Origin of the sequence: Bradyrhizobium dasycarpum (assembly GCF_042019905.1) — a bacterium.
Classification (GTDB): Bacteria; Pseudomonadota; Alphaproteobacteria; order Rhizobiales; family Xanthobacteraceae; genus Bradyrhizobium; species Bradyrhizobium japonicum_B.
On record NZ_CP169574.1, the window covers coordinates 1,191,310 to 1,204,441 of the forward strand.

Here is a 13,132-nt window from a genome sequence, read left to right on the forward strand (position 1 = left end):
CCTCACTTGTCGACGTCCCAGCCTTCGGTTTTCCAGCCTTCGGTTTCCATCGTCGTTCCCGTGCGCAACGAAGCCGACAACATCGCGCCGCTGATCGCGGAGATCGGCGCGGCGCTCGATGGCCGCTGGGCCTACGAGATCATCTACGTCAACGACGGCTCGACCGATGCGACCGGCGAACGGATCTCGACGCTGATGGCGCAGCGGGACAATCTGCGCCAGCTCCGCCATGCCAGATCGGGCGGCCAGTCCGCGGCAGTACGCAGCGGGGTGCGCGCCGCGCGCGGGACGATCGTGGCGACGCTCGACGGCGACGGCCAGAACAACCCGGCCTTCCTGCCCGACCTGATCGCGGCGGTCGAGAAGGGAGCAGGGCGCGTCGGCCTCGCTGCGGGGCAGCGCGTCGGACGCAAGGATACCGGCTTCAAGAAATTCCAGTCGCGCGTGGCCAACGGCGTCCGCAACGCCATCCTGAAGGACGGCACGCGGGATACCGGGTGCGGATTGAAGGCGTTCCGGCGCGAGGTCTTCCTGATGATGCCCTATTTCGACGGGCTGCATCGCTTCCTGCCGGCGCTGGTCCGCCGCGAAGGCTACGACATCGCCTATGTCGACGTGATCGACCGGCCGCGCCATTCCGGCGTGTCGAATTACGGTTTCTTCGACCGGCTCTGGATCGGCATCATGGATCTCGCCGGCGTATGGTGGCTGATCCGCCGCAAGAAGCCGACACCAGACGTGACTGAGGTGACCGCATGATCATCCAATACGGTCAGGCGCTGAGCAATTATCTCTACGACGTCTTCGTCGCCAAGTTCGATTTCTGGCTGGCATTCGGCCTCGTCGCGCAGCTGTTCTTCACCGCGCGCTTCCTGGTGCAGTGGATCGCGAGCGAGCGCGCCGGCAACAGCGTGGTGCCGATGGCGTTCTGGTTCTGCTCGATGGGCGGCGGCCTGATGACGCTGGTCTATGGCGTGGTGAAGCGCGAGCCGATCATCATCCTCGGACAGTCGCTGGCGACGGTGATCTATATCCGCAACATCATGCTGATCATCAAGAATCGCGGCAAGGCGTCGAAGACGCTGGACCGCTGAACCCAAACCACAGCCTCCGGGACTTCTCCTAAAACCGTGGAATATGTGCCCCAATCGACTCTTGCTATTTCAAGACCAATTGGTTCATATATAGCTATGCGTCGCCCCGCCCCAGTACAACTACCCCGTGGCCGCCCCCGGAGTTTCGACACGGAAGCCGCCGTCGAACGCGCGATGAATGTATTCTGGTCGCGCGGCTATCACGCCACGGCGCTGCCGGACCTGCTTCGTGCGACGAAACTCTCGCGTGGCAGCCTTTACGCCGCTTTTGGTGACAAGCACTCGCTGTTCTTGCGTGCGCTCGATCGCTACATTGCCATTGCCTTGACGCGGATCGATACCGAACTCGACCACCGCAGAGAGCCGATCGAGGGCTTAAGGGCCTACCTTGCCGGCTACGTCGACCGCAACAGCGGTGCTAGTGGCCGGCGCGGATGCCTGCTGGTAGCCACAGCCATGGAACTGGCGGGCCGTGACGTCGAGGTTGATCGTCGCATCGAGAGCTTTTTCAAGGCCATGGAGGCTCGGGTGGCTGGTGCATTTTCCCGTGCGAAGGCGGCGGGCCAACTGGCCGACGGTGTCGAGCCCTCGAGTGCCGCGCGAATTCTCGTGTGTTTCGTCGAGGGCATGCGGGTGGTCGGGAAGACGGCGCCGACACGGATCATTTCGCAGGCCACCGTCGACGCTCTTCTCGACCGCTTCGTCAGGTAGACAAACCATGGACGGTTCCCCTGTGCGCAGGCCTATATCTGGACCAAATGGTCTTGAAAATAACGATGCCATGTCCGCCGTGCAGATTGTCTGCGCGGTGGTCGTTCCTTTGCTGTGGGGTTATCAATTCGTGGTCATCAAGGTGGGCGTGAGGGAGTTTCCGCCTCTCTTCTTCCTCGCACTGCGCTTCCTGGCAATCGCGCTGCTGCTCGTTCCGTTCGTCGAAAGGCCGAGGCGCAGGCAGCTCGGACCTGTCGCAGCCATTTCGCTTTTCCTTGGTGGATTGAACTTCGGCCTGTTCTACGTTGGTCTCGGGCTCGGCTCGGGAAGCATGTCAGCCGTTGCATATCAACTCGCCCCACCTTTCACCGTCTTGTTGGCCTGGCCGCTGCTCGCGGAGAGGCCGTCTTTAACGACGTCCGCAGGCGTGGTGCTTGCCTTCATCGGTGTGGTCGTGCTGGCAGCGGGGCCTGGCGTGTCGGCAAACGCGCTTCCGCTGCTGCTTGTGGTCGGGGCAGCTTTCGCATTTGCGGTGTCCAACATCTTGACGAAGCGGTATGGCCCCTTCGATCCCCTGATGTTGATGGGCTGGTCGTCGCTGTTCACGGTGCCGCAGGTCATGCTGATGTCGTTGCTGCTCGAATCCGGGCAAATGGCGAGCCTCGTTACGGCAGACGAACGTGGCTGGCTGGCGCTCGCCTACACGATCTTCATCGGCGGAATTGTCGGGTTTGGCCTTTGGTTCTGGCTGATCGCTCGATGCTCGATGGCGCGCGTCGCGCCCTTCGGTCTGCTGCTGCCGGTGTTCGCATTGACTTCCAGCGTCATCTTCCTCGACGAACGCATAAGCCCAAAGCTCATCGCCGGCGGGCTGCTCGCGATCTCAGGCGTCGCCATGACGCAGGTGCGCCAACGCGCCCAACCAGCCTGATCGTCGGGCATCGTGTCGTGCCGACTTCAGTCGGTGCCCGGCCGCCTAGCGTGGCAGCGCCGACGCCGCGCCTGAGGCCGGCAGGGCGGCCGTCTCCGCCTCGGTCCGGCGATAGGGCTCGCCGGCCGCATCCAGCACGGGGTAGGCGACCGAGCAGATGTGCGAATGAATGCGCCTGAGGTCGCGCAGCACGTCGAGATGCAGTGACGTCGTTTCGATGGTTTCGGGACGGCCCTCGCGCAGGCGATCGAGATGCCGCTCCACCGCGGCGAGTTCGGTGTTGCGCAGCGCCGTCTTCTCCACCAGCAGCTTGCGCGCCTCGTTGGCGTCGCCCGACATGAACACGCCGAAGGCGATCCGCAGCGAGTCCATCGTGCGCTTGTGGAAGGCGGCGAGCTCGTCGGCCCCTTCCGCCGAGAACTGGAAACGCCGCTTGATCTTCTTGGTGGCGAGCTCGCTCAGGCTCTTGTCGATGATGTCGCCGATGTGCTCGAGGTTGATGGCGAAGGAGATGATCTCCATCGCGCGCCGTCCTTCGCTCTCGTCGAGGCTGCCCCGCATCAGCTTGGTCACGTAGAGCTTGATGGCCTCGTCGAGACCATCGACGAGATTGTCCATCTTGGAGACCTGGTCGACCAGCGCACGGTCGCCCGTCATCATCGCGGCCATCACCTTGCGCAGCATGACCTCGACGAGATCGCCCATGCGTAGCGTCTCGCGGGCGGCGTCGGCGAGCGCCAGCGACGGCGTCTCCAGCGCGGTCTCGTCGAGATAGCGCGGCCGGGCCGGGTCGGCCTCCTGCACGCGATCCGGCAACAGGCGGGTGAGCAGGCGCGACATGGCGTCGAGCAGGCCGATGAAGACGACGGCGGTGCCGACATTGAAGGCGATGTGGAAGGCCGCCGTCATCTTGGCGAGATCGGGCTGCCAGGCGTGCATGTGCTCGGCGATGGTGCCCAGGAAGGGCAGGACGAGCACAATCCCGACCACGCGGTTGACGAGATTGCCGACCGGCAGGCGATAGCTCGCGGGATCGTCGCGCTTGGCGCCCTCGAACACGGGATTGATGGCGCTGCCGAGATTGGCCCCGAGCACCAACGCCATCGCCGCGTAGGGCGTGATGAACTGCGAATAGGCCAGCGACATGATCAAGAGCACGCTGGCGACGCTCGAATGCACTGCCCAGGTGACGAGGGCGGCGATGACGATGCACAGGATGGGATCGCCGGTGATGGCCGACATCACGACGCGGACGCCGGGCGCGTTCTCGGCCGGCGCCAGCGTATCGAGCAGGATGTGCAGCGAGAGCAGCATCAGGCCGAGGCCGATGCAGACGCGGCCGATGTCCTTGATCCGCGAGCGCGGTCCGGAGCGGAACGCGACGAGGCCGAGCACGAACAGGACCGGCGCAACGGCTGCGATGTTGAACGACAGCACCTGCACGATCAGCGTCGTGCCGACATTGGCGCCCAACATGATGGCAAGCGCAGCGGCGAGGCTGACAAGGCCTTCGGCCGCGAACGAGCTCGTGATCAACGCGGTCGCCGTGCTGCTCTGGAGCAGGGCGGTGAGCCCGAGGCCGGCGGCAAACGCATTGACGCGGTTGCCCAGCGCCTTGCCCAGCAGGCGCCTGAGGTCAGGACCAAAGGCGCGCAGAATCCCGCTGTGGACCATGTGCAGGCCCCACAGCAACAGCGCCACGCCGCCCATGAGGTCGAGCAGAACCAACGTTCCCATTCTCCGTGTCCGGATTGGAGTCGATCGGTGAGGCTAGCGCCAAACGGCAGTGGATCAAATCATTTGTTGGCGCGTCGTCGTTAACGTTTACGACAGTTGCACGTTCCCGCGGCGCAGGTTCGGCGTCCGCCGCCGCGCACCTTGTGCGTCCGCCGCGCCGCGCCTGGCGCGTCCGCAGGCGCACTGCCCTGTGAGCAGGCTCACATTGCCGCTTTGAGGGCAGCAAAGCCGCGATCGAGATCGGCCTTGAGATCGTCGGTGCTCTCGAGCCCGATGTGCAGGCGCAGAGTCGGGCCGCCGGGCGCCCACTTGGTCGCGGTGCGATAGGCGTCGCAATCGAACGGAATCGCAAGGCTTTCGAAGCCGCCCCATGAAAAACCCATGCCGAACAGCTTGAGCGTGTTGAGCATGGTGTTGACGGCCTGCTGCGGCGCCGGCTTCAGCACGATGCTGAACAGGCCGGATGCGCCGGTGAAGTCGCGCTTCCAGATGGCGTGACCGGGATCGGTCTCCAAGCCCGGATGCAGCACGCGTGCGACCTCGGATCTGGCAGCGAGCCAGCGCGCCATGTCGAGACCGGAGCGATGATGCTGCGCCAGCCGGACCGACAGCGTGCGCAGGCCGCGCAGCGCGAGGAAGACGTCGTCGGGACCGGCGCAGACGCCGAGCAGGCGGATGCCTTCGGCAACGATCGGCCAGGCCTTGGCATTGGCCGAGATCGTGCCGAACATGATGTCGGAATGGCCGCCGATATATTTGGTGGCGGCCTGCATGCTGACGTCGACGCCCTGTTCGAGCGAGCGGTGGTAGAGCGGCGTCGCCCAGGTGTTGTCGTCGATGACGAGCGCGCCCTTCGCATGCGCGACCTCGGCGATGGCGCGAATGTCCGGCATCTCGAACGATTGCGAGCCCGGCGCCTCGACCAGCACCGCGCGGGTGTTGGGCTTGAACAGCGTGTCGATGCCGGCACCGATCAGCGGGTCAAAGTACGTGGTCTCGACGCCGTAGCGGGCGAGCATGCCGTTGCAGAAATTGCGCGAGGGCCGGTAGACGTTGTCGACGACCAGAATATGGTCGCCGGCCTTCAGCAGCGCGAGCAGGGTAGTGGAGATCGCCGACAGTCCCGACGGCACGATGCCGACGCCGGCGCATTGCGGCCCCTCCAGCGCCATCAGCGTCTCCTGGAACGCCTTGGTGGTGGGGGAACCGTGGCGGCCATAGGTGAACTCGCCGCGATGGGCGTGCAGGTCCTCGGCGGTCGGATAGAGCACGGTCGAGCCGTGGAAAACCGGCGGATTGACGAACCCCTTCTGCGCCTTGGTGTCGCGGCCGGAGGTGACCAGCCGGGTCTCGGCCTGCTGCTCTTGGGGGTACGAGGAATCCATGCGTCTGCTTTCAAAACCGCGTTTCCGGTCGGGGCTTGGCGCCCGACGGGCCGGCCGCAAGGCCGTTGTCGTTAATAACAGAACACAGAAGAGTCCCGTCAACCCCTTGACCCGGCACGCCAGTCGTTCTGTGATGCGCAGGTGCTATTCAGTCGCCGCATGTTGAGGGGCCTGCCGCGACCTTCGATCCATCGTCTGACCGAACCTTGCGCACAGCCGATAGCGGCGGGCGCCTGCGGCGGGGATTAAGGTATGGCCTCCCGGTATCGGCGAGTGTTCGGCAAGGTTTTCCAGCATGACTCTTGCAAGGCTGGTCTTGATATGCCCGGCCCGGCAGGGATGATCCTGAGACAACGTTCCTTGAGACGACTTTGAAAGGCCCAAAGCCCATGAAACGCGTAACCCTGGCTCTCACTCTTGCTCTCGCCGCCGGTCTCTCCGTCCAAGCCGCCGATGCGCAAACGCTCAAGACGGTCAAGGACCGGGGCATGCTGTCCTGCGGCGTCAGCCAGGGCCTGCCCGGTTTCTCCTCGCCCGACGACAAGGGCAACTGGACCGGCATCGACGTCGACGTCTGCCGCGCCATCGCCGGCGCGATCTTCAACGATCCGACCAAGGTCAAGTTCGTGCCGCTGTCCGCCAAGGACCGCTTCACCGCGCTGCAGTCGGGCGAGATCGACGTGCTCTCGCGCAACACCACCTGGACCATCTCGCGCGACACCTCGCTCGGCGCCAATTTCACCGGCGTAACCTATTATGACGGGCAGGGCTTCATGGTGAAGAAGTCGCTCAAGGTGAACTCGGCGCTCGAGCTCAACAGCGCCTCGGTCTGCGTGCAGACCGGCACGACCACCGAGCAAAATCTCGCCGACTACTTCAAGGCGAACAACATGAAGTACGAGGTGATCGCGTTCGCCACCAACGACGAAACGGTCAAGGCCTATGAAGCCGGGCGCTGCGACGTCTTCACCACGGACCAGTCGGGCCTCTACGCCAACCGCCTCAAGCTCGCCAGCCCCAACGACCACATGGTGCTCCCCGAGATCATCTCGAAGGAGCCGCTCGGGCCGATGGTGCGCCACGGCGACGACCAGTGGTTCGACATCGTGAAGTGGACGCTGTTCGCGATGATCACCGCCGAGGAGCTCGGGGTGACCTCGAAGAACGTCGACGAGAAGGCGAAGCTGGAAAATCCGGAGATGAAGCGGGTTCTCGGCAGCGACGGCAATTTCGGCGAACAGCTCGGCCTGACCAAGGACTGGGTGGTGCGGATCGTGAAGACGGTCGGCAATTACGGCGAGGTGTTCGATCGCAACGTCGGCGCGGGCTCGCCGCTGGGCATCAACCGCGGCCTCAACAATCTCTGGAACAAGGGCGGTCTTCAGTACGCGCCGCCGATCCGCTGACCGCTCCGCTGGCAGCGGCATGAGCACCGAGGCCCGAAAACCGCCGCCACAGATCGCGCTGAAGATCAGGCGCCTTCTGGGCGGCAAGGCAGGCTGGAACGGCGTTGCCGTCCAGTTTGCCTTCGCGGCGGTCCTGGGCTGGATCGGCTACGAGATCGTCTCCAATGCTCGCGCCAACCTGGAGAACCAGCACATTGCCGCCGGCTTCGGCTTCCTGCGCAACAACGCCGGTTTCGACGTCAACCAGACCCTGATTTCCTATACCGGTTCGGATACGTTCCTGCGCGTGTTCGTGGTCGGTCTCCTGAACACCCTCGTGGTCTCGGTGGTGGGCATCGTCTTCGCCACCGTGTTCGGCTTCATCGTCGCGCTGTGCCGGCTGTCGCCGAACTGGCTGCTGTCGCGCCTCGGCGAGATCTATGTCGAGGTCATCCGCAACCTGCCGCTCCTGTTCCAGATCCTGTTCTGGTATCTGGCGGTGCTGGCGGCCTTGCCCAATCCGCGGCAGAGCATCTCGCTGTTCGGCATCGCCTTCATCAGCAATCGCGGCCTCGTCATCCCCAGTCCGATCGGCCAGAGCGGTCTCGAGCCGTTCCTGGCGGTGCTGGCCCTCGGCATCGTCGCCTCGCTGGCCCTGCGCTTCCACGCAAGGCGAGCGCTGTTTCAGCGTGGCCACGTGATCCGCATCTGGCCTTACGTGCTGGCCTTGCTGTTCGGGCTACCGCTGGCCACGACGCTGGCATTCGGTCTGCCCTTCACCTTCGAGCTGCCGCAGCTGAGGGGATCAATTTCGCAGGCGGCTCGCGCATCATCCCGGAATTCGTGGCGCTGGTGGTGGCGCTGTCGACCTACACGGCCGCGTTCATCGCCGAGATCGTGCGCGCCGGCATCCTGTCCGTTCACAAGGGGCAGATGGAGGCGGGGTCCTCGCTGGGCCTCAGCCGCGGCGCCACGCTCCGCCTGATCGTCGTGCCACAGGCCATGCGTGTCATCGTGCCGCCATTGACCAACCAATATCTCAATCTCACCAAGAACTCGTCGCTGGCGGTCGCGATCGGCTATCCTGACCTCGTCTCGGTATTTGCCGGCACATCGCTGAGCCAGACCGGGCAGGCGATCGAGATCATCGCCATGACGATGGGCATTTACCTCCTGATCTCGCTCGTCACCAGCGCCATCATGAGCCTTTATGGTTGGCGGGTCAGCCGGAGTCTGGGCGCATGAGCGATGTCGTCTCGTCCCGCTTCGTCCGGAGTGACCTGCTCGCCGAGCGACCCGCGCCGGTGAAGACCACCGGCTTCATCGGCCTGATGCGCACGCGCTTGTTCAACTCGCCGACCAACATCCTGCTCACGATTCTGGGCGCCTTGCTGCTCTGGTACACGATCGTTCCCTCCGTCAAGTTCCTGGTCGTCGATGCGGTCTGGAGCGGCAAGGACCGCACAGCCTGCCTCGGCGAGAACGCCGGTTTCGCGGTCGGCGCCTGCTGGCCCTACATCCAGGCGAAGCTCCCGCAGCTGATCTACGGCTTCTATCCCGAGGCCGAACGCTGGCGGGTCGATCTCACATTCATCCTGGCTGTGGTCCTGTTGGTGCCGCTGCTCGTACCGCGGCTGCCGGCGAAGAGCCTGAACGCCGGCATGTTCTTCGTCGCGTTTCCGGTGGTCGCATTCTTCCTGCTGCACGGGGGCGGCATCAAGGGCTTCGGCCTGAGCTGGACGGCCGGTCTCCTGGAGCTGTTCGACGAGAGCATCATTGGCGCCGGACAGGCGCTGCTCGGTCTCAGCAAGACCTCGGCGATCGGACCGCTGCTTTGGGGCGTCGGAAGCCTCATCGTGCTATTCGGTACAGCGGTCCATTGGCTGATCTTTCCGCTCACCTGGTTGCGCGACTTTATCCAGGGGACAGGCCAGCCGGTCTGGGCCGATTTTGCGGCGACGGCCGCGATCGCGTGCCTGGTCGCCTTCGTTCTCGGCGGCGGCGTTCGCACCGGCGGGCGGGCTCTGGCATCGAGCATCGCCACCTTCATTGCCATCGCCATCGTCATCAGGCTGATGGATCTCGATCACGGCGGATTGCCGGTCGTCTCGACCAATCTTTGGGGCGGCCTTCTGGTGACGCTGGTGGTCTCCGTCACCGGCATCGTCACCTCGCTGCCGATTGGCATCGCACTCGCGCTGGGCCGCCGCTCCACCATTCCGCTGATCCGGATCTTCTCGATCGCCTTCATCGAGTTCTGGCGCGGCGTGCCCCTGATCACCGTGCTGTTCTTCGCCACCTACATGCTGCCGCTGTTCCTGCCGGGCAATTTCACCGTCGACGGCCTCGTCCGCGCGCTGATTGGCATTGCGCTGTTCACCGGCGCCTACCAGGCCGAGAACGTCCGCGGCGGGCTCGCCGCGATCCCGCGCGGGCAGGGCGAGGCCGCGGCAGCCCTGGGCCTGTCCTGGTGGAAGACGACCTCGCTGATCGTGCTGCCGCAGGCGCTGCGCCACGTCATCCCGAACCTCGTCAACAGCTTCATCTCGCTGTTCAAGGACACCTCGCTGGTCTCGATCGTCGCGCTGTTCGATCTGTTGGGCTCGCTCAGGGCCTCGTTCTCGGATCCGAAATGGTCGACGCCTTCGACCGCGTTCACGGGCTTCGCCTTTGCCGGGATCATCTATTTCATCTTCTGCTTTGGAATGTCGCGCTACTCGCTGTTCGTCGAGCATCGTCTTAACGCCCACCGCCGCAGCTGATCGAGGTCCCCATGTCCGACCCCATCGTCAAGATTTCCGGCCTCAACAAATGGTACGGCGACTTTCACGTGCTGCGCGACATTGACCTCGATGTCCGCAAGGGCGAGCGCATCGTGATCTGCGGGCCCTCGGGCTCCGGCAAGTCGACGTTGATCCGCTGCATCAACGCGCTCGAGGAATTCCAGGAGGGCGAGATCGTCGTCGACGGCATCGAGCTCGGGCCCAACCTCAAGCATGTCGATGCCGTGCGCCGCGAAGTCGGCATGGTGTTTCAGAGCTTCAATCTGTTCCCGCACCTCACGGTGCTCGACAATTGCACGCTGGCGCCGATCTGGGTCCGCAACATCCCGAAGAAGGACGCGGAGGCGACCGCGATGAAGTTCCTGGAGCGGGTCAAGATCCCGCATCAGGCCAACAAGTTTCCGGGACAGATGTCCGGCGGCCAGCAGCAGCGTGTCGCCATCGCCCGCGCCCTGACGATGAATCCGAAGGTGATGCTGTTCGACGAGCCGACCTCGGCGCTCGACCCGGAGATGGTCAAGGAGGTGCTGGACACCATGGTGGACCTCGCCGGGGAGGGCATGACCATGATGGTCGTCACCCACGAGATGGGTTTTGCCCGCGAGGTCGCCAACCGCGTCGTGTTCATGGACGCCGGCCAGATCATCGAGGCCAACACCCCGAACGAGTTCTTCGCGGCGCCTCAGCACGCCCGCACAAAGCTGTTCCTGAGCCAGATCCTGCGCTGAGCCCCGTGAAATCCCGGGGGCATTGCCGGTCCGTTGACCGGACGGCCATGGCTCGCGAATCAGTTAGACTCGGCTTCGGGCATCCTCCGGAGAGACACCTTGCAGAACAGCGGCGGCGGCGCGCGCGCATTCCAGAACGCGCGATTGCAGAAGAAATTGACGAAGCAGGCCGACGCCGTCATTGCCGCTGCGGCGAGCGCCTATGGCCAAGGCCGGTACGCCGAGACCGAGGCGCTGTGCCGCGAGATCCTGAAAGCCCTTCCGGATCATGTCGACGCCATGCATCTGCTCGGCATGTGCGCCCACGACGGCCGGCGCCTCGAGGAGGCGAAAGAGCTGCTGGAGCGCGTGATTGCGCTCGATCCGCGCCTGCACGATGCCCACAACAACCTCGCGACCGTGCATTTCGACCTCGGCAATTACGAGGAGGCGCGGAAGTGCCAGGAGAGGGCGATCGCGCTGAAGCCGAATTTCGCGGTCGCGCTCACCAATCTCGGCAACACGCTGATGCACATGGGGCAGTACGAGCAGGCGCTCGAGCTGCATGAGCGTGCCATCAAGCTGAAGCCGGACTACGCCGATGCGCTCTGCAACCGTGGCATGGTCGAGATCGTGCTTGGGCGGGTCATGCGCGCCAAGGAGAGTTTCGATCGCGCCCTGCTGTTTCAGCCGCGTCACGCCGAAGCCATCGTCGGCAGCGGCATGGTGAGCATGGAGCTCCGGCACCACGACGAGGCGGCCGCCAAGTTTGCCGCGGCGCTGGCGATCAAGCCGGGCGCGCCGAGGATCCTGGCCCAGCGCGGACGGCTCAGCTACGAACTGCAGCGCCTGGAGCCTGCGCTTGCGGATTTCGAGGCGGCGCTTGCGATCTCGCCCAAGCTCGAGCTGGCGCTCCGGGGCAAGGCACAGGCGTGCCTCGTCATGGGAAAGACCGCGCAGGCGATGGCGGCTGCGACGACCTTGATCGAGCGAAACCCGCGTTCCGAGATGGGAATGGCGCTGATGGGCTTCGCTTATTCGAACCAGGGCGACATGGACACCGCGATCGAATATCTCGATCGCGCGCTGGCGCTCCGCCCGGACTACGGGGACGCGATCAGGGGAAAGATCTTCCTGCAGGACTACCGCGCCGAGGCCGATTTCGTGGCGCAGCAGGCGGTGCGAAAATCCTGGTGGGATGCGATCGGCTCCAAGATACCGCAACGGACGCTGCCGAAGCGACCGCTCGATCCGGACAAGCGGATCGTGGTCGGCTATGTCGCTGCCGAATTCCGCCAGCATTCGGCGGGGCTCACCTTGCTGCCGGTGCTGCGCCATCATGATCACACCAGGTTTGAGATCATCTGCTACTATTCCTGGCCGGGGGCGGACGAATACACCGCCAAGTTCAAATCATTGGCGGACGTCTGGGTCGATGCCTGGGGGGCTTTCCGACGACGAACTCGCCGATCGCATTCAGGCCGACAATGTCGACATCCTGATCGACGTGTCGGGGCACACCACCGGAAACCGGCTGCAATGCTTCGCGCGGAAGCCGGCTCCGATCCAGGCGACCGGGTTCGGACACGCGACGGGCACGGGCATGCCGACCATGGATTATGTGCTCGCCGATCCCATCTTCATTCCGCCCTCGGTCCGGCACCTGTTTCCCGAGAAGATCCACGATCTGCCGTGCCTGATCACGATGGAGCCCGTCACAAATCTGCAGCCCTCCGAGCTGCCGATGCTCCGCAACGGCTACGTCACTTTCGGCGTGTTCAACCGGATCTACAAGATCTCGGACGATGCGATCCGCGTGTGGGCGCGCATCATGCGGGAGGTGCCGGGATCGAAGATCATCCTCAAGCATGGTCTGCTTGACGATGCCCTGCTGCGCGATAGCCTGATCGCTCGCTTCGTCGCGCAGGGCATTGCGGAGGAGAGCATCACGTGCCTCGGCACCACCTCGCGCGACGACCACCTGATGGCCTTCGACAAGGTCGACATCTCGCTCGACACGTTTCCGCAAAATGGCGGCATCAGCACCTGGGAATCCCTCTACAAGGGCGTTCCCGTCGTCGCCAAGCTCGGTATCGGCGCCTCCTCGCGTGCCGGCGCCTCCATTGTGGCGGCGGTCGGGCTCGGCGACTGGGTCGCCGAGGACGACGATGGCTATGTCGAGATCGCCTGCAAGTTTGCCGCGCAGCCCGAGCATCTGGCGAAATTGCGCGCGGGCTTGCCGGCTAAGATCGCAGCCTCGCCTGCCGGCAATGTCGAGATCTACACCCGCGAGCTCGAAGCGGGCTACCGCAAGTTCTGGCACGACTATTGTGCCGCGGCCTCCGAACGCGGCGACGCAGCGCCAGAGGAGGCGGGTACGCCCGGCGGTTCCTGAGAGC

9 protein-coding genes and 2 pseudogenes are annotated in these 13,132 nt (G+C 64.5%); 9 read left to right on the forward strand and 2 right to left on the reverse strand.

The window, feature by feature from the left end; translation table 11 throughout:
• Positions 1 to 6: 6 nt before the first annotated feature.
• The 4 genes from ACETMP_RS06140 to ACETMP_RS06155 all read left to right on the forward strand — a co-directional run bounded on the left by ACETMP_RS06140 (position 7) and on the right by ACETMP_RS06155 (position 2,736).
• Positions 7 to 759 (forward strand): glycosyltransferase family 2 protein, encoded by a 753-nt coding sequence (locus tag ACETMP_RS06140; RefSeq protein ID WP_375160268.1) that lies wholly within the window; start codon positions 7 to 9, stop codon positions 757 to 759.
• Positions 756 to 1,094 (forward strand): lipid-A-disaccharide synthase N-terminal domain-containing protein, encoded by a 339-nt coding sequence (locus ACETMP_RS06145; RefSeq protein WP_028136539.1) that lies wholly within the window; start codon positions 756 to 758, stop codon positions 1,092 to 1,094. The genes ACETMP_RS06140 and ACETMP_RS06145 overlap by 4 nt, the downstream gene beginning before the upstream one ends.
• Positions 1,095 to 1,190: 96 nt before the next feature.
• Complete coding sequence (locus ACETMP_RS06150; RefSeq protein ID WP_375160269.1) at positions 1,191 to 1,805, forward strand: TetR/AcrR family transcriptional regulator; 615 nt, start codon at positions 1,191 to 1,193, stop codon at positions 1,803 to 1,805.
• Positions 1,806 to 1,875: 70 nt separating this feature from the next.
• Entirely contained in the window at positions 1,876 to 2,736 is an 861-nt protein-coding gene (locus ACETMP_RS06155) for a DMT family transporter (RefSeq protein WP_375160270.1), read from the forward strand.
• Positions 2,737 to 2,781: 45 nt separating this feature from the next.
• On the opposite strand, the gene ACETMP_RS06160 is transcribed toward ACETMP_RS06155, so the two are convergent.
• Complete coding sequence (locus ACETMP_RS06160; RefSeq protein ID WP_375160271.1) at positions 2,782 to 4,473, reverse strand: Na/Pi cotransporter family protein; 1,692 nt, start codon at positions 4,471 to 4,473, stop codon at positions 2,782 to 2,784.
• A 200-nt stretch (positions 4,474 to 4,673) separates the two neighbouring features.
• Positions 4,674 to 5,858 carry a cystathionine beta-lyase gene (metC, locus tag ACETMP_RS06165; protein ID WP_375160272.1) on the reverse strand — a complete coding sequence of 395 codons (1,185 nt, stop codon included), beginning with the start codon at positions 5,856 to 5,858 and terminating at the stop codon, positions 4,674 to 4,676.
• Between the two features lie 389 nt (positions 5,859 to 6,247).
• Here metC and ACETMP_RS06170 point away from each other — a divergent pair, with 389 nt between their 5' ends.
• From ACETMP_RS06170 to ACETMP_RS06190, 5 genes and pseudogenes are all read left to right on the forward strand, one after another.
• Positions 6,248 to 7,264, forward strand: a complete 1,017-nt coding sequence (locus ACETMP_RS06170) for an amino acid ABC transporter substrate-binding protein (RefSeq protein ID WP_375160273.1) — start codon at positions 6,248 to 6,250, stop codon at positions 7,262 to 7,264.
• Between the two features lie 19 nt (positions 7,265 to 7,283).
• A pseudogene (locus ACETMP_RS06175) lies at positions 7,284 to 8,488 on the forward strand (amino acid ABC transporter permease).
• The gene (locus ACETMP_RS06180; protein ID WP_375160274.1) at positions 8,485 to 10,005 is read left to right on the forward strand and encodes an amino acid ABC transporter permease; all 1,521 of its coding nucleotides are present in this window, start codon (positions 8,485 to 8,487) and stop codon (positions 10,003 to 10,005) included. Before ACETMP_RS06175 ends, ACETMP_RS06180 begins: the two are co-directional and overlap by 4 nt.
• 11 nt (positions 10,006 to 10,016) lie before the next feature.
• Complete coding sequence (locus ACETMP_RS06185) at positions 10,017 to 10,754, forward strand: amino acid ABC transporter ATP-binding protein (RefSeq protein WP_028136531.1); 738 nt, start codon at positions 10,017 to 10,019, stop codon at positions 10,752 to 10,754.
• 99 nt (positions 10,755 to 10,853) lie between these two features.
• Positions 10,854 to 13,128 (forward strand): annotated as a pseudogene (locus ACETMP_RS06190) (tetratricopeptide repeat protein).
• Positions 13,129 to 13,132: the final 4 nt, after the last annotated feature.

Bases quoted from the DNA above. Each gene is read 5' to 3' on its own strand.
- ACETMP_RS06145 (WP_028136539.1), top strand. From the start codon at position 756: ATGATCATCCAATACGGTCAGGCGCTGAGCAATTATCTCTACGACGTC.
- ACETMP_RS06155 (WP_375160270.1), top strand. From the start codon at position 1,876: ATGTCCGCCGTGCAGATTGTCTGCGCGGTGGTCGTTCCTTTGCTGTGG.
- ACETMP_RS06160 (WP_375160271.1), bottom strand. From the start codon at position 4,473: ATGGGAACGTTGGTTCTGCTCGACCTCATGGGCGGCGTGGCGCTGTTG.
- ACETMP_RS06180 (WP_375160274.1), top strand. From the start codon at position 8,485: ATGAGCGATGTCGTCTCGTCCCGCTTCGTCCGGAGTGACCTGCTCGCC.
- metC (WP_375160272.1), bottom strand. From the start codon at position 5,858: ATGGATTCCTCGTACCCCCAAGAGCAGCAGGCCGAGACCCGGCTGGTC.
- ACETMP_RS06150 (WP_375160269.1), top strand. From the start codon at position 1,191: ATGCGTCGCCCCGCCCCAGTACAACTACCCCGTGGCCGCCCCCGGAGT.
- ACETMP_RS06185 (WP_028136531.1), top strand. From the start codon at position 10,017: ATGTCCGACCCCATCGTCAAGATTTCCGGCCTCAACAAATGGTACGGC.
- ACETMP_RS06170 (WP_375160273.1), top strand. From the start codon at position 6,248: ATGAAACGCGTAACCCTGGCTCTCACTCTTGCTCTCGCCGCCGGTCTC.